At 70.6% G+C, this 20,528-nt stretch carries 20 protein-coding genes and 2 pseudogenes; 11 read left to right on the forward strand and 11 right to left on the reverse strand.

Going from position 1 to position 20,528, the window contains the following annotated elements; genetic code table 11:
• Nucleotides 1–70: 70 nt before the first annotated feature.
• On the forward strand, nt 71–1,864 hold the full coding sequence (locus D581_RS0118450; RefSeq protein ID WP_158688617.1) for a pentapeptide repeat-containing protein: 1,794 nt from the start codon (nt 71–73) through the stop codon (nt 1,862–1,864).
• Nucleotides 1,865–1,995: 131 nt separating this feature from the next.
• A pseudogene (locus D581_RS1000000140800) lies at nt 1,996–2,232 on the forward strand (HNH endonuclease); the annotation flags it as partial.
• A 29-nt stretch (nt 2,233–2,261) separates the two neighbouring features.
• Here D581_RS1000000140800 and D581_RS0118460 read toward each other — a convergent pair.
• The gene (locus tag D581_RS0118460) at nt 2,262–2,687 is read right to left on the reverse strand and encodes a hypothetical protein (protein WP_018958696.1); all 426 of its coding nucleotides are present in this window, start codon (nt 2,685–2,687) and stop codon (nt 2,262–2,264) included.
• A gap of 82 nt (nt 2,688–2,769) precedes the next feature.
• Here D581_RS0118460 and D581_RS0118465 point away from each other — a divergent pair, with 82 nt between their 5' ends.
• Nucleotides 2,770–3,588 (forward strand): helix-turn-helix domain-containing protein, encoded by an 819-nt coding sequence (locus tag D581_RS0118465; protein WP_018958697.1) that lies wholly within the window; start codon nt 2,770–2,772, stop codon nt 3,586–3,588.
• Nucleotides 3,585–3,824, forward strand: a complete 240-nt coding sequence (locus D581_RS0118470; protein WP_018958698.1) for a DUF397 domain-containing protein — start codon at nt 3,585–3,587, stop codon at nt 3,822–3,824. The genes D581_RS0118465 and D581_RS0118470 overlap by 4 nt, the downstream gene beginning before the upstream one ends.
• 479 nt (nt 3,825–4,303) lie before the next feature.
• Here the strand turns inward: D581_RS0118470 and D581_RS0118475 are convergent, their stop codons facing one another.
• The 5 genes from D581_RS0118475 to D581_RS0118495 form a co-directional block, all read right to left on the reverse strand.
• Nucleotides 4,304–4,654, reverse strand: a complete 351-nt coding sequence (locus tag D581_RS0118475) for a hypothetical protein (protein WP_051114602.1) — start codon at nt 4,652–4,654, stop codon at nt 4,304–4,306.
• Between the two features lie 88 nt (nt 4,655–4,742).
• Complete coding sequence (locus D581_RS0118480; protein WP_026290651.1) at nt 4,743–5,378, reverse strand: DUF1707 SHOCT-like domain-containing protein; 636 nt, start codon at nt 5,376–5,378, stop codon at nt 4,743–4,745.
• A 177-nt stretch (nt 5,379–5,555) separates the two neighbouring features.
• The gene (locus D581_RS0118485) at nt 5,556–6,146 is read right to left on the reverse strand and encodes a hypothetical protein (RefSeq protein ID WP_026290652.1); all 591 of its coding nucleotides are present in this window, start codon (nt 6,144–6,146) and stop codon (nt 5,556–5,558) included.
• Nucleotides 6,143–7,963, reverse strand: coding sequence for an alpha/beta hydrolase (locus D581_RS0118490; RefSeq protein ID WP_018958702.1), 1,821 nt, complete (start codon nt 7,961–7,963; stop codon nt 6,143–6,145). Before D581_RS0118490 ends, D581_RS0118485 begins: the two co-directional genes overlap by 4 nt.
• The gene (locus tag D581_RS0118495) at nt 7,960–8,334 is read right to left on the reverse strand and encodes a hypothetical protein (RefSeq protein ID WP_051114608.1); all 375 of its coding nucleotides are present in this window, start codon (nt 8,332–8,334) and stop codon (nt 7,960–7,962) included. Before D581_RS0118495 ends, D581_RS0118490 begins: the two co-directional genes overlap by 4 nt.
• Nucleotides 8,335–8,696: 362 nt before the next feature.
• On the opposite strand from D581_RS0118495, the gene D581_RS0118500 reads away from it, so the two are divergent.
• Complete coding sequence (locus tag D581_RS0118500) at nt 8,697–9,329, forward strand: hypothetical protein (RefSeq protein WP_018958704.1); 633 nt, start codon at nt 8,697–8,699, stop codon at nt 9,327–9,329.
• A gap of 172 nt (nt 9,330–9,501) precedes the next feature.
• On the opposite strand, the gene D581_RS0118505 is transcribed toward D581_RS0118500, so the two are convergent.
• Nucleotides 9,502–9,969, reverse strand: coding sequence for a hypothetical protein (locus D581_RS0118505; protein ID WP_469222169.1), 468 nt, complete (start codon nt 9,967–9,969; stop codon nt 9,502–9,504).
• A gap of 318 nt (nt 9,970–10,287) precedes the next feature.
• A complete protein-coding gene (locus D581_RS0118515; RefSeq protein ID WP_018958707.1) occupies nt 10,288–10,707 on the reverse strand; it encodes a hypothetical protein in 420 nt (139 codons plus the stop codon).
• A gap of 452 nt (nt 10,708–11,159) precedes the next feature.
• Between D581_RS0118515 and D581_RS0118520 the strand changes: the two genes are divergently transcribed.
• The 3 genes from D581_RS0118520 to D581_RS0118530 all read left to right on the forward strand — a co-directional run bounded on the left by D581_RS0118520 (nt 11,160) and on the right by D581_RS0118530 (nt 14,534).
• A complete protein-coding gene (locus D581_RS0118520; protein WP_018958708.1) occupies nt 11,160–12,029 on the forward strand; it encodes a Scr1 family TA system antitoxin-like transcriptional regulator in 870 nt (289 codons plus the stop codon).
• Nucleotides 12,004–12,810 carry an SAM-dependent methyltransferase gene (locus tag D581_RS0118525; RefSeq protein ID WP_018958709.1) on the forward strand — a complete coding sequence of 269 codons (807 nt, stop codon included), beginning with the start codon at nt 12,004–12,006 and terminating at the stop codon, nt 12,808–12,810. The genes D581_RS0118520 and D581_RS0118525 overlap by 26 nt, the downstream gene beginning before the upstream one ends.
• 74 nt (nt 12,811–12,884) lie before the next feature.
• Complete coding sequence (locus D581_RS0118530; protein WP_018958710.1) at nt 12,885–14,534, forward strand: helix-turn-helix domain-containing protein; 1,650 nt, start codon at nt 12,885–12,887, stop codon at nt 14,532–14,534.
• A gap of 39 nt (nt 14,535–14,573) precedes the next feature.
• Here D581_RS0118530 and D581_RS0118535 read toward each other — a convergent pair whose 3' ends face one another.
• Entirely contained in the window at nt 14,574–14,903 is a 330-nt protein-coding gene (locus D581_RS0118535; protein WP_018958711.1) for a nuclear transport factor 2 family protein, read from the reverse strand.
• A 220-nt stretch (nt 14,904–15,123) separates the two neighbouring features.
• Between D581_RS0118535 and D581_RS0118540 the strand changes: the two genes are divergently transcribed.
• Both D581_RS0118540 and D581_RS0118545 read left to right on the forward strand, forming a co-directional pair.
• On the forward strand, nt 15,124–15,936 hold the full coding sequence (locus D581_RS0118540; RefSeq protein WP_018958712.1) for an SDR family oxidoreductase: 813 nt from the start codon (nt 15,124–15,126) through the stop codon (nt 15,934–15,936).
• A 113-nt stretch (nt 15,937–16,049) separates the two neighbouring features.
• The gene (locus tag D581_RS0118545; protein ID WP_018958713.1) at nt 16,050–18,167 is read left to right on the forward strand and encodes a serine/threonine-protein kinase; all 2,118 of its coding nucleotides are present in this window, start codon (nt 16,050–16,052) and stop codon (nt 18,165–18,167) included.
• Nucleotides 18,168–18,228: 61 nt separating this feature from the next.
• On the opposite strand, the gene D581_RS0118550 is transcribed toward D581_RS0118545, so the two are convergent.
• A complete protein-coding gene (locus tag D581_RS0118550) occupies nt 18,229–18,720 on the reverse strand; it encodes a hypothetical protein (protein WP_018958714.1) in 492 nt (163 codons plus the stop codon).
• A gap of 10 nt (nt 18,721–18,730) precedes the next feature.
• On the reverse strand, nt 18,731–19,186 hold the full coding sequence (locus tag D581_RS0118555; protein ID WP_018958715.1) for a VOC family protein: 456 nt from the start codon (nt 19,184–19,186) through the stop codon (nt 18,731–18,733).
• Nucleotides 19,187–19,275: 89 nt separating this feature from the next.
• Between D581_RS0118555 and pip the strand changes: the two are divergent.
• Nucleotides 19,276–20,241: pseudogene (gene pip, locus D581_RS0118560) on the forward strand (prolyl aminopeptidase); the annotation flags it as partial.
• Between the last annotated feature and the right edge of the window lie 287 nt (nt 20,242–20,528).

The following is a 20,528-nucleotide window of genomic DNA, read 5'->3' on the forward strand; positions in this document are numbered from 1 at the left end:
GAGCCGAACCGTACCTGTCCCCGGGGCGTCCATGCGGGCATACCCGACGACACTGTGGAGCTGCCGAGCCATGAGTACATCCGAGCCGCCAACCTGGCCGTACTGCGCACACGGTGCCGATCCTGCTGCCGACCCCGTGGGCTGTCGCGGCATCCACGTTCCCGGGCACACCGCGTGCCTCGCTCACCTGACGGACACCGACCGTGACGCCTACCTGACGGCCCTGGCACCCGGCGACAGCATCGACCACCGGGGCACCACCTTCACCGATTCGCTCCTCCGCGCCCTTCTCAACGCCCTCCATGACCCTGCAACCGGAATAGCCCGCTTGGGCAACGCCTTCTTCAACGCGGCAATCTTCGAGGGCAACGCCGGGTTCGGGTGGGCGGCCTTCGAGGGCATGGCTGGGTTCGAGTTTGCGACGTTCGAGGGCGAGGCCGCGTTCCGGTCGGCGACGTTCGCGGGCGTGGCCTGGTTCGAGTCGGCGGCCTTCAAGGGCATGGCCGGGTTCGAGACGGCGACCTTCAAGGGCGACGCCTGGTTCGAGTCAACGACCTTCGGGGACAACGCCTGGTTCACGTCGGCGGCCTTCGAGGGCAGGGCCTGGTTCGAGTCGGCGACCTTCAAGGGCGACGTCTGGTTCGCGTCGGCGACCTTCGGGGACAACGCCTGGTTCACGTCGGCAACCTTCGAGGGCAGGGCCTGGTTCGAGTCGGCGACCTTCAAGGGCGACGTCTGGTTCGCGTCGGCGACCTTCGTGAAGGCCGACCGTTTCGGGCCGCTGGTGTGTACTGGGCGGATTGTGCTGTCCGGTGCGGCGTTTGGTGGCCCGGTGAACCTGTTGTTTGCGGCGCGCCGTCTGGAGTGTCGCCGGACTCGTTGGTCGGCCACGGCCGAGATACGTCTGCGCTACGCAACGGTCGACTTCGCCCACGCGGTGTTCGAGTACCCCCTCACGATCGCCGACGAGCCGGACCCGTTCATCCTCGCCGACGGTTCAGAACTGGCGGATACCGCTCTCGCGGGCGCGCCCGGCCCGGGCGTGAGAGTGGCGACACTGCGCGGAGTGGACGCGGCCCACCTGGTCCTGGCAGACGTCGACCTGTCGGACTGCCTGTTCACCGGCACCGTGCACCTGGACCAGCTGCGCCTGGAAGGCGCCTGCACCTTCGCCACCACCCCGCCCTCCGTGCACTGGCGGCGCTGGCCGCCCGTGCGGTTCACCGAGCGCCGCGTCCTGGCCGAGGAACACCACTGGCGCGCCAACCAACCAGGGTCAGTCCAGGGCTGGAACGTGGCGGTTCTCGGCGCCGGGCGAACAGGACCGTTGCAGCTGGCTCCGGTGTACCGGGCGCTGCGCAAGGCGTTCGAGGACGGAAAGCATGAACCGGGGGCCGCGGACTTCTACTACGGGGAAATGGAGATGCGCCGCCACGCCGACGACATCCCCCGCAGCGAACGGGGGCTGCTGACCGCGTACTGGGCACTGTCCGGCTACGGCCTGCGCGCCTCCCGGGCCCTGGCCTGGCTCGGCGCCGCCATGCTCCTCACCATCGCCCTGCTCATGGCCTTCGGCCTCGCCCAGAACACTCCGAAGCAGACCGCGACCGGCACCGTCCCGGCCGGCGGGGGCAAGGTCACCTTCGAGATCGACAAGGACGCCCCCCAGAACCCCGCCGGTGACCGCTTCACCGGCGAGCGCTTCGAAAAGGCCATGAACGTCACTCTCAACTCGGTGGTGTTCCGCTCCTCCGGCCAGGATCTGACCACCGCCGGCACCTACATCGAGATGACCTCACGCCTGACCGAACCCGTCCTGCTGGGCCTGGCCGTCCTCGCCGTCCGCAACCGCGTCAAACGCTGACGAATCCGCCCTGGCGAGCGAAGCCTTGTGAACGGTTCGGCCGAAGCGTCCCCGTGTCTTACGTGCCTGCGCTGTCGATCACGCTTCTGAGCTGCACAGGAGCCCTTGGCCCCCTAGATACCGAACGACCAGGGGCGGACGTCTCCCTGGTCGCGGTCACGTCGCGCACCAACCGCCAGAAGGCGGACAAGGACCCAGCGGACTGGATGCCGCCGTCCCCGGAGGTCCAGTGCCGGTATGCGGGGGAATGGGTGGCGACCAAGCTCCGCTGGCAGCTCACGGCGGACGACCGCGAGCTGGAAGCGCTGAAGGTGTACGCCGAGGGGCCCTGCGAGGACGCCATCGTCCGCTACGCGCCGGCGCTCTGACCCACCCGAGAACGAGAAGCCGGCCTAGCTCACTCCCTCACAGCGCACCCCGCCCGCAGCCAGGCCATCTCATGCAGCAACCCACCGTCCACGAAGGGATCCTGGGCGGTGGGCCGCGACCGCCAGTCCAGCGGCCAGGTCCCCCCGTCCAGCGCCGGAACCCCGACGAACGCGTCCCCGCGCGCGTTCCTGCTCATCGCCTCCACGCCGGGGGGCCACCGGTGCCCGGCGGCGGTGCCGGGTGCGAGCAGGAAGTACATGCCGCGCTCGCCGATGCCGGAGCGGACGATGGGCCCGGCGTGGAAGTCGGTGAACTGCATGACCTCGTACGCGATTTCCTCACCGAGCAGGCCGACGGCGCGGACGGCGTCGAAGTGGATGCCGACGTGACGGAGGGCGTGGCCTGCGGCGGGGATCCAGGAGGGCACCGGATCCGGTGAATTCTTCAGTTCCATGCGCTCAGCTTTGCGGCGAACACGTACCGTGACCAGAGTCACAGGCAAGCTGTGAACAGTGGTGTACCTACGAGGTGAGCCCGTGCACTCCAGTGATCAGCCCGAAAGCACCGCCGAGATGTTCGGCCTGCTGCTCAGGCACTTCCGCGAGCGGGCCGGGCTGTCCCAGGAGCAGTTGGGCAAGCGGATCGGCTACTCCAAGTCGCAAGTGGCGATGGTGGAACGGGGCGCGCGACCGCCGACAGGCGTCTTCGTGCAGCGGGCAGACGAGGTGCTCGGTGCACAAGGTGCACTGATCGTCGCGGCACCGAAGCCGCCGAAGAAGCGCAGCCCGCTGCCGGGCTGGTTCACGCCGTTCGCGGAAGAGGAGGAGAAGGCGTGGGCCCGGCACTCGTACGAGAACCAGGTCATGCCAGGTCTGCTCCAGACGGAGGCGTACGCGCGGGCGGTCTTCACGAGCCGGTACCCGAACTATGACGACGACGAGATCGAGGAGAAGGTCGCCGCGCGGCTCGCCCGGCAGAAGCTGCTGTCCCGCAGGCCCCTGCCCGACATCAGCTTCGTCCTGGAGATGATCGTGCTCACCAGGCCGATCGGGGGCCGCCGGGTGATGAAGGCCCAGCTCCACCACCTCGCCGAGGTGGCGCGGCTCCGGCATGTACGGATCCAGCTGATGGACCCGTACCGCGAGGACCACGCCGCGCTGGACGGCCCCTTCGTCCTGCTGGAGACCGACAAGCGGCAGCAGCTCGCCTATATCGAGGGGCAGGGCGGCAGCTTCTTCATCACCGACCATCCTCAGCTGGGCAACTTGTTCGGCAAGTATGGCGTCACACGGGCCCAGGCATACACTCCGGAGAGGACGCAGGAGACGATCGAGAAGATGGCAGAGGAACTATGAGCACTGGCCTCCACTGGTTCAAGTCCAGCTACAGCGGCAGCCAGGGCGGCGACTGCGTAGAGGTCGCGCTCACCTGGTCCAAGTCCACTCACAGCGGCAGCGAGGGCGGCGACTGCGTCGAGGTCGCCACCTGCCCCCACACCATCCACATCCGCGACTCCAAGGACCTCACCGTCCCCGCGCTCGCCGTCTCCCCCACCTCCTGGACGTCCTTCGTGGAGTTCGCCGCCTCCTGAGCAACGCCGGGGCGGCGGTCACCGGAAGCCGCTCACCAGCGCGGTGTGGCGGGCAGGACGGCGGTGCGACGCCGGCCGGGGTCACCGCACGGCACCGCCGACCGTGAAGGCGTCCAAGACGGGTACGTTGCGCGGGGTGTACTACGGCAACACACCGAGGCGTCGACTTCGTCCGGGGACAACGCCGTGGTGAAGTGATGCCCGCGGTACCTGCGGGCCGGTGGGGGCCAGGCCGACGGTAATGGCTGCGACCGTCAAGGCGTCGGGTCCACCATCTCCGTGGCGGACCCGACGCCTTGCGTCCTGGCCGACCGCGAGCGGTGACCAGTGCCGCATCAGGCACCGTTTGCCCTGTTGTGACGTGGCGTTCCGTTCGGATGCCGGCTCGGGCGGCGAGGTGTTGCAGGCAATGTGGTTGGTAGAACGGGTACGCGCCACGCGAGACCGATAACGCTGAAGCGTGACGCCTGCTGGTTCCACTACCGACGGGCGGTCTCCTGCACGCTGAGCAGCAACCCGTCCTCCATCACGGCAGTCACCACCCGCACGTCCACGACGGAGCCACCCACGATGTGGCGCTCCAAGAACCGGTACACCTCGGGGGTGATGCTAGTGACTTCCTCGACCTGGATCGACAGACCAGGCTGGCTGCCGCCCGCACCGCGCAGGGATTCTCTCAGCGTCTCAAGGTCGAGGATTGCTCCACCTGTCGTCACGAGCACGAAGGACTCGTGGTGTGCGCCCAGGAATGCGTCGAGGCCTTTGGCCTCTCCGTCCCTCAGCCACGCAGTCAGCTGGTCATGGTGTCGGGCCAAGAAGTTTCCATTCATCCCCCAACTGTGGCAGTTGCCACCTACCTACCGACCGACGGGCAGGGAGCGGTATCACACCAGGGCGAACCCTGCCTGATGCGGCACTCTAGGTGATGTCGTCCAGCTTGCGCCGTTCGCGCTTGTTGGGGTGGCGGACGACCACTCCGCCCACCCCACCGGCTCCGGTGAGCCGGATCAGCGGAGTTCCCGGTAGCCGGCCGGACGTGCTCTTGTCCGTGAGGCCGCCGAAGCCGGGGTCGATGCCACTGGTGTCCACGACCCAGCCGTCGGGAATGACGACCGTGACACCGGACGTCTCCCCGTACGCCTCCACGACGATCTCCGCGAGACGGCACTCGACCCGGGTGAAGTCGAGTTTCACACCTCCCAGACCTCCGTGAGCGATCACCTGCTCCGGCACCTCCCAGCGCCCGGGGCCTCGGGACGCACCGTGAAGGCCGCCCTTCAGCACCAGTGGCGGTCGGCTCCCCGCTGCGAAGGCCGGGGCGGTGGCCGAGGAGAAGCCTGGAGTCGGCACGTCGGCGGTGAGGGTCGCCAGATCGCCGTGCGTCTTTGCCGTCAGTGCCCGCTCCAGGCGTGAATCCAGCTCATCGAAGTCGATGCGCCCCTCGGCCGCCGCGTCACGCAGCCGCTCCACCACGGCTTCCCGGTCGTCGTGAGAGGCACGAATTCCCCCTGGAGGGACGGGGCGCGGCGAGGGCTCCGGAAACTGGGCTGTCATAGCCGCAAGGATAGGCAGTCGGTGCGGCGACTGCGCCTCGACAGCCCTCACCGCCCACACGCTCGCCCGGCGCCCGAAACGGCGCACAATCTCATGGAGTTCGCCACTTCCTGAGCAACCCTGAGGGTGGCCGACTGCCGATCCTCTGCAACCATCGAGCCGTCCGCCCACGCGCGGTCAGGACGAGGGGGCGGGGGCCGGTACCGGGGCTTCGGCAGACCAGAAGGCGGAGCGGACGTCGGGGGTAGGGATCTTGCCCTCGTACGTACGACCGTTCGCCGCCCGCTTGGGCACGGTCACCTTCGACTCGCCCACGCAGGGGCTAGTGACCTGGAAGAACGCCTGCCCCTTGTAGCCGACCTTGACTCTGATATCGAAGCCCTCCGGGGACCTGGCGTAGATCGCCGGCATAGTCTTGCTCGGATTCACTGTCTTGATCCGGTAGTCGCTCGACTTCCAGAAACGCTCGATCACGCCGAGGAAGTTACCCAGGCGCTGTTCGGAAATGACCGTCATCACAGCCCAGTAGCGCGTCACATCACAGCTGCCGACCGTCGTCGCGCGGTAGGTCCATTCGACCTCCGGCTTGATCGCCCCGACCGTCGCGTAGAACATCCTGTCGGCCTGCTCCGCAGCTCCCTGCATATCCATGTCTTCCAATGACTCTTTCCCGTTCTTACCGCTGCCCGACAACCCGCATCCGGCGAGCAGAGCTCCGGCCACAACCACCGCACAGGCCAGGCGAATGGTAGGTGTGATGCGCCTCATCGATGCTTCTCCCTCAAGATGTTCTCAGGATGTCCGCCGACGATGGTGGCGATGTTGTCCGCCGACACATCATCCAGCTCCGGATTGAAGTACTGAGAGTGAGCATCGAACGTTCCGGCCTCGACAACCATCCTGGGCCCGTCGTCGACCTCGAAACGCTGTGCTCCGAAGGCCTCACTCGCCGGGTCCTTGCCGAAGTACAGATCGTCCTCGCCGACATCGAAAAGGTCATTAGCCCTCCTGACCATCTCCGGGCCTCCCAGCGCCCAGGCGGGACCCGCGCCGAGAGCCGACTCCCCCTTCGTGGGCACGTGGGTGACCGGGTCGTTGTCGGCGGCGCCCACGAACACATGGTCCTTGCCTACGCCGAGTTCCGTCGCTTTCTGCGCGTCCACGCCGGGGCTGCCGAGCAGGATCACGTCATCGACGCCCGGAATCCCGCCTGCCTCCTTGGCGGCCGTGCCCACGGTGAGCGAGCCATAGGAATGCCCGATCGCCGTCACATGTGGGTCCTCGTTCGCGTTCGTCGCCGAAAGGCCTGCCATGAACTCGTTGTACGCTGGAGCACCCCGTTGCGCGTCGCCTTTCGTCATCACGTCCAAGTGCTGCGGAGCGTCGTAGCCGAGCCAAACGATTGAGGCAATGGACGGGTCCACCTCCTCGACGCCAAGAGCCGTGTGTTCGGCCCGCTTCATCGTGTCCGTGACGAAGTCACCGTCGAGCTTGGTGCCGAGCCCGGGAACGTACGCCGCGACGTGCCTGGACGTATCGGGGTTCCCGTACGAGACGACCGCGCGTCCGTTGCCCTCGTCCCCGATACCGAGAAGGAACATGGGCGGGCGACTCGGCTCACCGAGTTTGTCCTGAATCATGCGGAGGGCGTCGAGCTTGGTCCTGGCGTCGTCGCCGCCCCGGCTCGCCATCTCGTCGATGAGGACCGGCAGGTAGTTCCGGTTAGCCTCGTCGCGGACGACCGCCGGGATGCCGTCCAGACCGCCGATCAGGTCCGGTGCGACCTTCAAGTACTCCTGCCGCTGTTCGTCGGTCAACGCGTCCCACCACTTCTTGCGCTCCGCAGGGTCCTTGTCCTGCGGGATGCCGTCGGCGAGGTGCATGCCGGCGGTGGCGCGGACGTCGGCGGTGTCCCTGAACACGTCCTTCAGCGTGGCCGCGGTGACATCGAGTCCCTTTTCCGCCTTCAGGCCGTTGAGGGTCCTCGCGTACCGGGCGTCGATCTCCCGCGCGGACCGCACGGCTCGGGCGATGCGGTCGGCCACGTCCTGGGCCTTCTCCGCGTTCGGGTTAACCGGCCTGAAGCCCGGGTAGCCGGGATACAGCGACTGCTGCCCCGGCGAGCCGAGGCCCGGCGGGTCCAGCGGGAGGCGGGAGCTGCCCCGCGAGCTGCCTCCCGGGGCCTCCTGTTTCGCCCCGGTCAGGTCGTCGACCTTGGCGGCGGGGTAGCTGACGGAGCCGTCCTCGTGCACCGTGAAGTTCAGGGAGGCCGCGTCCTCAAGTGCCTGCTTCAGCTGGTTCTGGGGCTCGACCAGATCGCCGGCAAGCCCATTGAGCGCTGTACGGACCAGCCCACACTCGGTCGCCACGTACTGGAAGTTGCGGCTGAGCCGCCGGAGCCTGCCGAGGGCCGCCTCGGCCGAATCGCTCTCCTGGGTCTCACGGAGCTTCGCGGACATCGCGCGGTCGACCTGGGCCCGGTCGGAGGCCGAACGGCCGGATACCTCGTGCCACTTGTCGCCAGCCTGCGTGAGCTCGGAGGTCTTGAGGTCGCGCAGCAGCTGCCAGGTGAGGGATCCTCTCATCGCTTCTCATCCGCCTTGCCGGGGACCTGGACACCCGTGAAGGACGACTTGATCCCGGTCTCCGACTCGCCCATCTCCTTGGCGACCGTCAGCAGGTTTCCCTTGAGTTGCTCGCACTCGTCCCGTACTGCCTGAAGGCGTTCTTCCCAGGACGTCAGCACGCTCTTGAGAGCCGCGACGGAACTTAGCCCGGCGGCTCGCGCCTCGACGCCCTCATGGCCGCGCCCGAGAACCGACCGGCTCGTCCCCGCCCTGGTCCGTAAGTCGCCGGCGGTGCCGGAAGCACTGGTCCAAGGGCCCTTGGTGTACTTGAGTTTCCCTGTCCCGCCCGGGCCGGCCCCGGCGTCGCTGGACGCCGAGGCGAGCCTCATCGCGGGCCCATCGTCGGTCGGTCCGAACAGCTCCTGCCAGCGCTCCGCATCAAACACGACACTCCCCCGTCTCTGCCTGCGTTCCATTTCTGCGCCCGGAGAGGCTAGCGCAGGCTATGTGCGCGTACGCGATCGGGAACGGGTTCCAGACACGGAAATGGCTGGACAACCGTGTCGGTCAGGCGTTCGTGCTTGCATGCGCACTGGCTGGAAAGCCCGCGGGGCCGGGCGGAGGCCGAGGTCGCGTCGTAGTCAGGGTGCCGGTCAGGGCAGTGGACCACCGGTGCGCCCGGGCGGCCCGGGCAGGTGATCGCCTGTCCCGGCCGCCGCGGTGACGTCACGACCGGCTGAGAATGGGCAGAATGAACGATCAACAGAATGTCGCGGAAGCCTGGCGCGGCCTCACCGGCTGGCTTAAGACGCATGCCCCGGTCTCCTGCGTTTCGCTCCTGCCTCCGGCTGCCGAGTCGGCCATCGAGGCCGCCGACACCGCGCTGAAGCACCATCTCGGGTTCGGCCTTCCCGCCGAGCTGGCCGCGTTGTGGAGGCTGTGCGGTGGGGTGGATCATCAGGAGATCGAGCACGACGAGGAGGGCGAGATCGGTTCGGGGGCGTTCCTGCCCGGCGGGGTGATCATGGCTCCGGTGGACGCCCTGCGCCCGCGCCTTCCGGACCATAACGGACTGGACTGGTGGCAAGGCGCGCCGGTGGTGCCGTGGTTGACCACGGACGAGGCGGGGCCCGAATCCGGCCACTGGGTGGGCGACATCGGTGTCGGACGCTGGGGTCTGGACAGCCTGCCCGGCGTCGGCGCCACGGCCGCGTTCCCGTCGATCGCCGCCTACCTGGACGCCGTCCTGCGTACGGTGACCGAAGGCCCGGCGGATGCGATGGGCTCCGATGTGCCCGGCCTGGTGCGGGGCTGCCTCATCTGGGAGAACCCGGAGCATCCGCTGCTGGACGAGGCGCTCCCGCACTGGACCCCGATCCACTGACGCGCCGGGGCCCGACCTGCCGACGGGGACGGGGGACGGGGGCGGGGCCCGGGCATGCGCTGCTCGGCCTGGTGCGCAGGACCCACGCGTCGAGGCGTGACCGGGCTGCTGCCGCGACGACTGCGCCGGCCCCGATGGCCGGCAGGACGGCGCACCGGGACACCGTGAGAGGTCAAGGCCTCATGCCGAACTCAGGGCGGGTCGGCCGCCCCACCCGCAGGGGAAGAGGGTTGTGCAGCCTGGCCACATACCGCCGGTACGCCCGCGCTTCGGCCGAGACGCCCCCGACGAGTCCATGGCGGTCAGGGAACATCGCGTTTCCCGCGTTCAGTACGGGGGCGTTCGTCCCGAACTGGTTGCCCTGGAGGCGGCCGGTCACCAGCCGGCCCCGGGTCCGGGGGGTCGCTTTGGTCCGGCCGGTCGTCACCGGGCCGCGTTCGATCCGGAACCAGATCTCGCGGTGGTTGCCGAACAGCACGACACTCTCGCGGGGATCACGCGCGTCGGTGTACACGTCGAAGTCCCAGTCGCCCGTGGCTCCTCCGGAGGCGTGGCGTCCACGGAAGTGATGCAGGAACCGGGGCAGATCGACAGTCGCGCCGAACGGAATCACCGCGTCGGCACAGGGCTCACCGGCCATGAAATAGATCCTGAACTCCAAGCCGTACAGTCGGCCTCGGACCTTCCTCCTGACGCAGAGCGAGAACGTATCCGTGCCGTCCTGGCTCCAGCGGTCCACGTCACGGACCTGCCGACTCAGGTACTCGAACGACAGCGTCTCCCGAGAGACCAACAGGTCAGGGATCTATTCGACCGAGCCATGCTGCAAGTACAGGCACATAAGGTCCACGGGATGCGTGTGGCGCGCCATTCGCGTGAAGAACCCGTCCGAAGCATCGTCCCGCACAGGCTCCTCCACCCCTCGCACTCGTCACCCTGTCGTGGGCATGGGGCAAGGCTACTGATCTTCCCGGTCCGGGGCGGTGGACCGTACCAGGGAGACAGGCTCCGTCTGCTGGTTGGAGGCGGAGACACGCGTGGTGTGGCGGGCGAGGCGCAGCCCCATGGCCGTGAGGGCGTCCGTGTCGTAGAGCGCGCACAGGAGCGCCGCCGCGGCGGGCAGCGACAGCGGGGTGGCCGGATCGTGCCCGAGCAGGGCGGCCGTGTCCGAGTCGTCGAGGACGGCCTGGCCCGCATGGGCGAGTACCTGGCAGGGGTCGTCGACGACGAGCTCGTCGATCTGGATCCGCTGGGCGCGGACGCGCAGGTCGAGCGGGCGGGCCGGGGTGGGCCTCGGGATCCCGACGACGGACCGGAGCTTCGGGTGGGACGGGCGGTTCCGGTGGGCCAGGTCGGTCAGGTCGGTCAGGTTGTTCATGCGGTGGGCTCCAGAGAACGGGCCGCCGGAACGACGGTGCGTGGAACGGCAGTGCACGGAACGGCTGGGGCGGGGGCCCGGTTGAGGCTGGCCCGGTTGAGGCTGGGGCGGGGGCTGGGCCGGGGCGAGGGTGGGGCGAGAACGGGCTGGGGTGAACACTGCTGGGGCGAGGGCTGGGTGGGCACAGGGCTGGCGGTGAGGGCAAGATCGGTCCGGCCTCACCGAGTTCGCGTGTGGTCGGGTCGGACATGCTTACCTTGAGAGCGCCGTGCGACCGTCGCAAGGTGCGCTGTGTGCACTGTGCGCAGACTGCGCGGAATGTCGGATAGATCGAGCCGAAACGGGACCGGAGCGGGGCCGGAGCGGGGCCGGAGCGGGAACGGGACTGGGAACGGGACCGAGGTGGACCCGGAGCGGGACCGGAGCGGGACCGGAACGGGGAGGGGGAAGTCATGGCGCGCGAGAGGTCGGGGCGGACGGCGCGGCATCTGGTCCTCGTGGCCCGCCTGCGGCGACTGCGGGAAGGCGCCGGTCTTTCCGTGCCCCAGGCCGCCATGCAGCTGGGGTGGCATCCCACGACGCTGCGGCGGCTGGAACAGGCGCAGACCTCCCTCGACGTGGGGCAGGTGTCCGCCCTGCTCGCCGTCTACGGGGCCGGTGCGGCGGAGGCCGACGACATCATGGGGCGGCTCAACGCGGCCAACATGCCGGGCTGGTGGCATCCGTGGCGCGATGCGATGGCACCGTGGCTGATGGACCTGATGAGCGTGGAGTCGGCGGCCGGCGTCGTACGCACCTGGGACCCGGCGCTGGTTCCGCTGCTGCTGCGGACCCCGGCCTACGCGATGGCCGTGGACGAGATCAGGTGCCCCGACGGGGGCGAAGCCGGGCGTCGGCGTCGGGCGGACTTCCTGGTCGAGCGTCAGAAACGACTCCAGGAACAGCAGACCCGGCTCTGGGCCGTACTGCCCGTCACCGCGCTGCGCGTCCGGGTGGGCGGCGACGAGGTGATGCGAGAACAGCTCAGGAGCATCCAACAGCTGGCGGAGCGGGGCGATGTGACGGTGCAACTGCACCCTGAGTACGCTCCACCGCACCCGCTGACCGGCGTTCCGGCGCTGACCCTCTACCGGGTGGAGATCCGGGAGATCGCGGACCATGTGGTGCGGGAGGGCGGGCTCCCCGGCACGGCGGAGGTGTGGGACAGCCCCCACCCCGTGCAGACGTATCAGGGAATGCTGGACGTGTCGTGCGTGATGGCGATGCGGCCGGCCCGAACAGGAGAGGTGTTACAGGATGAGTACGACCGGAAATGGGCCTGAACTGCCCGCGCAGATCGATACGAGCGTCGCGCACTCCGCACGGGTCTGGAACTACTGGCTCGGCGGCAAGGACAACTTCCCGGCTGACCGGTCGGCGGGCGACGCCTACCGCGAGAAGTACCCGCTGATCGAGACGTTCGCGAAGGAGTCGCGGGACTTCCTCCGCCGTACGGTCACCCACCTCGCCCGGGACGCCGGAATCGGCCAGTTCCTGGACGTGGGCGCCGGGTTGCCCACCGCGAACAACACCCACGAGGTCGCCCAGCGGATAGCCCCGGAATCCCGGATCGTCTACGTCGACCACGACCCCCTGGTGCTCCTGCACGTCCACGCGCTGCTGACCAGCACCCCCGAGGGCGCCACCGCCTACGTCGAGGCGGACATGCGCGACACCGAGACCGTGCTCACCGGGGCGGCGAAGACCCTGGACCTGACGCAGCCCGTCGCCCTCGTGATCAGCGACGTCCTCGGGCACATCGTGGACTGGGACGACGCCCTGTCCCTGGTGCGGCGGCTGGTGGACCGCCTGCCCTCCGGCAGCTACCTCTCGCTCAGCCACTCCACCGCGTCCGACGACGCCCACCGCGCCGTCCAGGACGAGTACAACGCGAGCGGCGCGATCCCGTACATCTTCCGGGAGCCGGAGACCACGATCGCGTTCTTCGACGGGCTGGAGATGGTGGAGCCGGGCATGGTGTCCTGGCCGAACTGGCGGCCCGACGCGAACACCGGCACCACCACGGCCCGGGCCGGGTGGGGCGCGGTCGCCCGCATTCCCTGACCCACGTCCGCAACTGGCGTGCCGCACGCGGGACTTCCCCGCGCGCGGCGCGCACGGCCCGCAGAGGCTCGCCCATGAGCAGCACAGGCACGACCGGCCACGGGGCCACCGGCCCGCGGGGCGCCCGGCACGAGCGGGAGGCGGCGGACCGGCTGCTGCGGGCGGCGACCCGGTCCGGTGCGCACCTGATCGCCGAGGCCGCGTCCCTGGTCCAGGGGTGGGCGGTGCTGGCCGACCCCATCGCCGGGGCCGTCTACAGCACCCCCGCCGCCGCGGCCGCCGACGGCGTACACGCGGCCGCCGCACCGCTGGAACACCCGCACTGCACGCAGCACCCGGCGGCCGGAGCCGTCCTCGTCCTGGCCCCGGCGCCCACCGTGCCCCCGGGGCTCGCCTGCCACGTCGCCACGACCACCGCGGCCCTCCTGGAGGTGCGCGGCCGGCGGGCGGCGGAGCTGCGGGGCGAACAGATGCGGCTGCACACCACCCTCATCCGGCTGCTGCTGGCGGGCCACACCGCCGCCGTCACCGAGACCCTCGGCGGGAACAGGCTCACGCATGTCACGGTCTACCGGCTCTCCGGCCCCGACCTGCCCGCCGCCCACGAGGTGCTCTGGCGGGCCGCCCGCCCCTCCATCGCCCCGCACGCCGACGCCTGCACCCTGATCGGCCGGCCGGACGGCGAGCTGGTCGTCGCCGAGCTCCACCCCGGCGGCGACGACGGGCGGATCCTGCGCCTGGTCTCCCGGCTGAGCGAGCGGCACCACCTGCTCGCGGGCATGGCCGGGCCCCTGCCCCTGGCCGAGATGTCCACCGCCCACAGCGACGCCGCCGCCGCCCGGCACAGCGCCACCCCTGACTGCCGCGTCGTCCCCGCCGACGCCGTGGGCACCTCCCGGCTCGCCCCCCTCCTGCCCGCCGCCCCGTACGCCCGGTGGGCGGCATCCGTGCTGCTCCCGCTGTCCCCGGCCCACCAGCACCTGCTCCTGGTCTGGCTCCGCACCGGCAGCAAGCCCCGCGCCGCCGCCGCGCTCGGCCTGTCCGCCGGCACGGTCCGGGCCCGGATACGCGACCTGTCCCGGCTGCTCGGCGCGGACCTGGAGGACGCCACCGTGCAGGCACATCTGCTGCTCGCCCTCCGCGCCCCCGCTCCCTGCCCGGGCCTCGCCGACGCCGACGCCGACCCCGACCCCGACGCCGACGCCGACGCCGACCCTGACGCCGACGCCGACGCCGACCCTGACGCCGGGGCCGACGCCGGGGCCGGGGCCGGGGCCGACGCCGGGGCCGGGGCCGGGGATGGGGCTGGGGCCGGGGCCGGGGATGGGGCTGGGGCCGAACTCAGCAGAAGCCGTAGCCGCAGCAGCGACGGGTGTCCGCCCGGCCCCGCCCGGCTGGAGGCGCTGCCGGACGATCTCCTGGACACCGATGCGGCCCGGAACTGGGCCGTCGGCCTGGTCGGCGGTCTGGAGCCGCACCTGCGGATCGCCCTGGCCTGCTGGCTGCGCCACCACGCCCGCACCGCCCCCGCCGCGGCCGAACTGCACGTCCACCGCACCACCCTGACCTGCTGGCTCACCCAGTGCGCCGACCACCTCGCGCGCAACCTCGCCGACGCCACCGTGCGCGCCGAGGTCCACCTCGCGCTCAAGGCCACCCGGAACGGTCCCGACGACCCGACGGCCCTCCCCCGGCGCGGCGGCCGTACCTACCGCCGCCTGTGACGCCCTTAAGGGGGCTGTACACCTGGCGGACGGCCAGTCTCAGGACGGGGCCTGGCCCGTCTCGAAGCGGCTGACGCGGTCACCGGCGACCGTGAAGACCCAGCGGGTCCGCATCGTGCCCCAGGCGTCGTTGGTGTAGTCGACGACGAGGCTACGGCCGTCGTCGGAGGCGTCCACGACCTTCATGCGGCCGTTGGCCTTCGGGGAGAAGATCTCCTTCTCCGTCCAGGCCGCCAGGTCCCGTTCGCTGCCGTCGTCGGACATGGTGGCGTCCTCGGTGAGGACGTCGGCGAAGAAGGCGTCCCTGTCGCCCGCGTTCACCGCGGCGATGAACTTCTCCACCGCCGGGTCGCTGATCGATGAGGTCATCGTGTTCCTCCTCGGCCCGTCCGGGAACGGGCGTCCCGGAGATCCTCACCGAGTCTCCGTCGGCACGCCTGTCACCGCATCTCGGGCGCGCCGGACCGCATGACCCCGTGGGGCCCCACCAGGCAGACGGTTCACCGCAGGTCAGCGCAGGCGCAAGAGCGTCGCCCGCGTGTCCGGAAAGGCCATTGACGTACGCGTACGGGTCACGAAGGATCACCGCGTGACGAACACCGAACAGTCCCCGCCCGCCTCCGGACCGGGCCGCCCCCTCGCCCTCATCACCGGCGTCGGCCGCAGCATCGGCATCGGCGCGGGCATCGCGCGCCGGCTGGCGGCCACCGGCTGGGACGTCGCCTTCACCTACTGGACGCCGTACGACCGCCGCATGGACTGGGGCGCCGAGCCGGGGGCCGCCGCGTCCATCGAGAAGGAGCTGGCGGAGGCAGGCGCCCGTACGGCGGCGATCGAGGCGGACCTGACCGACCCCGAAGCGCCGACGCGCATCTTCGACGAGGCGGAACAGCGCCTCGGCGGGCCGGTGACCGCACTCGTCCTCTCGCACGCGGAGTCGGTGGACTCGGGGCTGCTGGACACCACCGTGGAGGCGTTCGACCGGCACTTCGCGGTGAACGCCCGGGCCAGTTGGCTGCTGATCCGCGAGTACGGGCTCCGCTTCCGCGGCGCGCCCGGCACCGTGCCCGGCACCCCGACAGGCAGGATCGTCGCGCTCACCAGCGACCACACCGTGGGCAACCTTCCCTACGGGGCGAGCAAGGGGGCCCTGGACCGCATCACGCTGGCCGCCGCGCACGAGCTGGCCCACCTCGGGGTGACCGCGAACGTCGTCAACCCCGGCCCGGTGGACACCGGCTGGATGAACGACGAGCTGCGCGAGGCCCTGGCGCGGGACACCCCGCTCGGCCGTCTCGGCACCCCGCGGGACACCGCCCACCTGGTGGGATTCCTGTGCTCCCCCGAAGGCCAGTGGGTCAACGGCCAGTTGCTGAAGAGCAACGGCGGCGCGGCGTCCTAGGCTCCCATCCGTACCGCCGATCGCGGTGGCGCGAACCGGCACCTCACGCCCGTGCGTCCGAACAGGACGTAACGTCTAACCTGGCGTGGTCCATGTAGTGCACAGGGGGTCGTATGCACAACGAAGACAAGGCCGGCAGAGCGGGCGACGGGGCCAGGGGCCCCGAGGACCGCCGGTCGAACGACGACCCCCGGCGGCCGGACGCCGTGGCGCCGCAGCAGTGGCCGAGCACGCCGCCCCCGCCGCACGACGCTCCGCCCTCCCCCCGGACCGTGATCGACGGCCGCTACGAACTGCTGGAGCCGATCGGCAGCGGCGGGATGGGCGAGGTCTGGAAGGCCCACGACCGGCGGCTGCGCCGGTACGTCGCCGTGAAGGGCCTGCTCGACCGGAACTCGATGACCGCCGCCACGCAGACGGCGGCGCTGCAACGGGCGCGGCGCGAGGCGGAGGCCATCGCCAAGATCGAGCACCAGAACGTGGTGACGGTCCACGACCAGGTCGAGACCGACAACCAGGTCTGGATCGTGATGAAGCTGCTCGAAGCGAGGTCCCTGGGAGACCTGTTGGGCGGCGACGGGGTCCTCGCCGTGCCGAGGGCCGCGAACATCGGCCTCCAGATCCTCCAGGGCCTGCAAGCGGTCCACGCGGCATCGGTCGTCCACCGCGACGTGAAACCGGGCAACGTCCTCGTACGCGACGACGGCCTCGCGATCCTGGTGGACTTCGGCATCGCCACCTTCGAGGGCGCGGACCGGGTGACCCGGTCCGGAAGCGTCATCGGCACCTCCTCCTACCTGGCACCCGAACTCTTCGCCCCCGCCTCCCCGGGACCCACCCCCGCCTCCGACCTGTGGGCGCTGGGGATCACGCTGTACGAGATGGTCGAGGGCCGCGTGCCCTTCGCCGGGCACGAGGTCTGGGAGGTCCAGGAGAACATCCGGCAGACCCCCGACCCGGCCCTCCGCTACGCGGGGCCTCTCGCCCCGGTCATCCAGGGGCTGTTGACCACGGACCCGCGGGAGCGCCTGGACGCGGCCACGGCCGAGGCGATGCTCCGTGAGGTGCTCGCGGACCCCTCCGCGTCGAACGCGGCGGTGGCCGCGTCGGCGACGCACCCGCCGACGGCCGTCTCCCCACCGAACCCACCGAACCCCTCGACTCGCACGCCCGCACCCGGTCCCGCCGCCCCGCCGCCCGCGCCGACACCGGCGCCGGCGACGCCCACACCCCCGCCCGCTCCCGCGGCGGCGGGCGGGCCGCCCGGCCGGCACCGGGGCTGGAAGGCGGCCGCGGCGGTGGTGTGCCTGGTGCTGCTGGCCGGCGCGGGCTGGATGGCCTCCCAGGGCAACGGCGAGAAGGGCGGGGGCGGCGACGACCGGGCGGGCTCGGTGCGGGGCCAGGGCGACGCCGAGGGTGCCGCCGGCAGCGGCAGCAAGGAGCGGTGGAAGGACACCCACCCCACCCTGAAGATCGGCGTCAAGGACGACCAGCCCGGGCTGAGCATCTTCGACAAGAAGACGCGTACGTACAAGGGTTACGACATCGACCTGGCGTACGCGATCGCCGAGAGCATGGGCTACGGCAAGGGCGAGGTCGCCTTCACCACCGTCGCCACGGACTACCGGAGCACCGCGCTGAAGACCAAGCAGGTGGACCTGGTCATCGCCTCGTACAGCATCACCGACGACCGCAAGACCGCCTCTCCCGGCGGCTACAGCGTCGACTTCGCGGGCCCGTACTACCAGGCGAGCCGGAGCTTCCTGGTCCGCGAGAAGTCGCGCAAGTACACGATCAACGACTCCAGCGACCTGGTGGACCTGCGCGTCGAGGTGTGCACGGCGCGGGAGTCGACGTACGAGACGGAGCTGCCGAAGCGGCGCTTCACCATGGCGAAGTCGCAGCCCAACACCTACCAGGACTGCCTGGACAAACTGCTGGACCCGAAGTCCGATGTCTACGCGGTGGCCTCGGACGACATCATCCTCGCCGGATACGTGAAGGCCAACCCGGGCAAGGTGCGGCAGTTGGAGCCCATCGAGGGCGCGGAGGGTTACGGCGTGGCGATGCGGCCGAAGAGCCCGCTCCTGAAGGGTGAGGTGTGCTCGGCGCTCCGGACGATCCTGGCCGGCAGGGTCTGGGAGGACATGTACAAGGAGAACCTGGCCGACCTGGTGGGCAGGGAGAACCTGCCGGGCCGCCCGGACCTGGCGGAGTGCGGGAAGCCCTGAGGGCCGCGGCGCCGACGGAGCGCGCGGCCCGTCGACGGGCCCCCGGGCTCAACGCTCGGGCTCAGCGCTCGGGGAACCGCTCCCCGCACCGGCTGCAGAAGACCGGCGCGGGGTCCTGGGACAGCCGCCCGCACTCCGGGCAGACCCGGTCCAGCATGCAGGGTCCCTCGCCGCCCTCGTACGCCCCGGCCGGCGGCTTGACCGTGAGGCCGGGGCGCCGGCGGTGGACGGTGAGGTACACCAGCCCGTCGGGCCCGGCGACCAGCGCGCGCCGTGACGTGCGGGGCAGCCAGAGGACGGCGCTGGGCCACAGCTCCAGGGCCGGTCCGCCCTCCGCCGTCCTGACGCTCCCTCGGCCCTCCAGCACGACGAGGAGCACGTCGAGCACGTCCTCCTGATGCTCACCGACCTCGGCGCCCGCCGGCAGGCGCACCAGGTTGGCGTCCAACTCCCGCCCCGGCTCCGCCAGATGCCAGAGCGCACCGCGCGCGCCGGGCTCGGCGGAGGCGAGCAGTTCGTCGAGGACGGCGAGAATGCGGGGAGCGGCGTTCACGGCGTCCAGGCTACGCGGCTGCCGGGGTGGGCGCGCCGGCCGCCGCCACGCAGAATTCGTTCCCCTCCGGGTCGGCCATCACCACATGGTGCTCGTCGACCTCCGCCAGCACGGACCCGCCGGCCGCGACCAGCCGCGCGGCCTCCGCCCGGACGCGGTCCCACCGCTCGGCGGGGGTGCCGTGGCCCGGTATCCGCACGTCGATGTGCAGCCGGTTCTTCGCGGTCTTCGGCTCGGGGACCTTGAGGATGGCCAGCCGGGGGCCGACGCCGTCCGGGTCGCAGAGCCACGCCCCGTCGTCCACCGTCTCGCCCTCCGGCAGCTCGAACTGGGCGAGCCACTCCTCCCGGGTCGCGAACGGCGGCGGCGGGGGCAGGTCCACATAGCCAAGGGCCGACTTCCAGAAGACGGCGAGGAGTTGGGCGTCGCCGGCGTCAAGGGTCAGATCGATACGTGCTGTCGTCATGGGCAGGACCGTACGGGACGCCCCCGACGACCGCATCCGCGTAACGTGACCCACCGCCCGCCACCCGCCGCACCGAGGGGAACAACGCCGTGCGCCGCGAACCGAACGACCCCTACCCCCCGATCGAACCGTACGGGAGCGGCATGCTGGACGTCGGCGACGGCAACCACGTGTACTGGGAGGTGTGCGGCAACCCGGACGGCAAGCCGGCCCTCGTGGTGCACGGCGGCCCCGGCTCCGGCTGCACACCCCGCGCCCGCCAGTACTTCGACCCGGACCGCTACCGGGTGGTCCTCTTCGACCAGCGGGGCTGCGGCCGCTCCACCCCGCACGCGAGCGACCCGGCGACGGACATGTCGCACAACACGACGGCCCACCTGATCGCCGACATGGAACGCCTGCGGGAACACCTGAACATCACCAAGTGGCTGCTGTACGGCGGCTCCTGGGGCTCGACCCTGATCCTGGCGTACGCCGAGGAGCACCCGGACCGGGTCACGGAGGCGGTGATCCCCGCGGTGACGACGACCCGCCGCAGCGAGACCGACTGGCTCTACCGGGGCGTCGGCCGGCTCTTCCCCGAGGCCTGGGACGCCTTCCGCGCGGGCGTCCCCGAGACGAGCGACCCGAGCGGCCTGGTCGCGGCGTACGCCCGCCGCATGGAGAGCCAGGACGCCGCCGTACGGGAGAGGGCCACGGCCGACTGGTGCGCCTGGGAGGACGCGGTCGTCTCGATGGAGGCGACCCAGGGCCCGCCCCCGTACAGCAGCCGCCCGGACCGCGCCCAGCAGGCGTTCGTCCGGATCTGCGCCCACTACTTCGCCCACGGAGCCTGGCTGGAGGAAGGCCGACTCCTCGCCCACGCCCACCGCCTGACCGGCATCCCGGCCGCCCTGATCCACGGCCGCTTGGACCTGGCGAGCCCCCTGATCACCGCCTGGGAACTCGCCCGCGCCTGGCCGGACGCCGAGCTGACGATCATCGAGAACGCGGGGCACACGGGCGGCACGGAGACCCGGCGGGCGGTGCTGGGGGCGCTGGACGGGTTCGGGGGGGCGGCGGTAGAGGCGAAGCCGGCGCGGCGGCACGCAGTCCGGCACCGACCAGGTCCGGTGCTTGCCCCCTATGACTCCTCAGAACCCAAAGAAGAGAATCTTCAGATTAATCGAGGTCAAGATTACTCCACCCACCGCAAAAAACCCGGCCGGAATCCTCAGGATGAGGTCATTGTGATAGAAGGCTGAAAACATTACCCTCCCCAGGAAATCAGAAGCAACTTCGGCCCAACCCTTCACATTCAAAGCAAACAAGGACCCGAAAACGGCAAGCAGAACCCCGACGG

The sequence above is a fragment of the Streptomyces sp. CNB091 genome (assembly GCF_000377965.1).

Excerpts from the sequence above, each read along its gene's own strand:
- D581_RS0118450 (WP_158688617.1), top strand. The coding sequence starts at position 71 with ATGAGTACATCCGAGCCGCCAACCTGGCCGTACTGCGCACACGGTGCC.
- D581_RS0118460 (WP_018958696.1), bottom strand. The coding sequence starts at position 2,687 with ATGGAACTGAAGAATTCACCGGATCCGGTGCCCTCCTGGATCCCCGCC.
- D581_RS0118470 (WP_018958698.1), top strand. The coding sequence starts at position 3,585 with ATGAGCACTGGCCTCCACTGGTTCAAGTCCAGCTACAGCGGCAGCCAG.
- D581_RS0118475 (WP_051114602.1), bottom strand. The coding sequence starts at position 4,654 with ATGAATGGAAACTTCTTGGCCCGACACCATGACCAGCTGACTGCGTGG.
- D581_RS0118480 (WP_026290651.1), bottom strand. The coding sequence starts at position 5,378 with ATGACAGCCCAGTTTCCGGAGCCCTCGCCGCGCCCCGTCCCTCCAGGG.
- D581_RS0118485 (WP_026290652.1), bottom strand. The coding sequence starts at position 6,146 with ATGAGGCGCATCACACCTACCATTCGCCTGGCCTGTGCGGTGGTTGTG.
- D581_RS0118490 (WP_018958702.1), bottom strand. The coding sequence starts at position 7,963 with ATGAGAGGATCCCTCACCTGGCAGCTGCTGCGCGACCTCAAGACCTCC.
- D581_RS0118495 (WP_051114608.1), bottom strand. The coding sequence starts at position 8,334 with ATGAGGCTCGCCTCGGCGTCCAGCGACGCCGGGGCCGGCCCGGGCGGG.
- D581_RS0118500 (WP_018958704.1), top strand. The coding sequence starts at position 8,697 with ATGAACGATCAACAGAATGTCGCGGAAGCCTGGCGCGGCCTCACCGGC.
- D581_RS0118505 (WP_469222169.1), bottom strand. The coding sequence starts at position 9,969 with ATGGCCGGTGAGCCCTGTGCCGACGCGGTGATTCCGTTCGGCGCGACT.
- D581_RS0118515 (WP_018958707.1), bottom strand. The coding sequence starts at position 10,707 with ATGAACAACCTGACCGACCTGACCGACCTGGCCCACCGGAACCGCCCG.
- D581_RS0118520 (WP_018958708.1), top strand. The coding sequence starts at position 11,160 with ATGGCGCGCGAGAGGTCGGGGCGGACGGCGCGGCATCTGGTCCTCGTG.
- D581_RS0118525 (WP_018958709.1), top strand. The coding sequence starts at position 12,004 with ATGAGTACGACCGGAAATGGGCCTGAACTGCCCGCGCAGATCGATACG.
- D581_RS0118530 (WP_018958710.1), top strand. The coding sequence starts at position 12,885 with ATGAGCAGCACAGGCACGACCGGCCACGGGGCCACCGGCCCGCGGGGC.
- D581_RS0118535 (WP_018958711.1), bottom strand. The coding sequence starts at position 14,903 with ATGACCTCATCGATCAGCGACCCGGCGGTGGAGAAGTTCATCGCCGCG.
- D581_RS0118545 (WP_018958713.1), top strand. The coding sequence starts at position 16,050 with ATGCACAACGAAGACAAGGCCGGCAGAGCGGGCGACGGGGCCAGGGGC.
- D581_RS0118555 (WP_018958715.1), bottom strand. The coding sequence starts at position 19,186 with ATGACGACAGCACGTATCGATCTGACCCTTGACGCCGGCGACGCCCAA.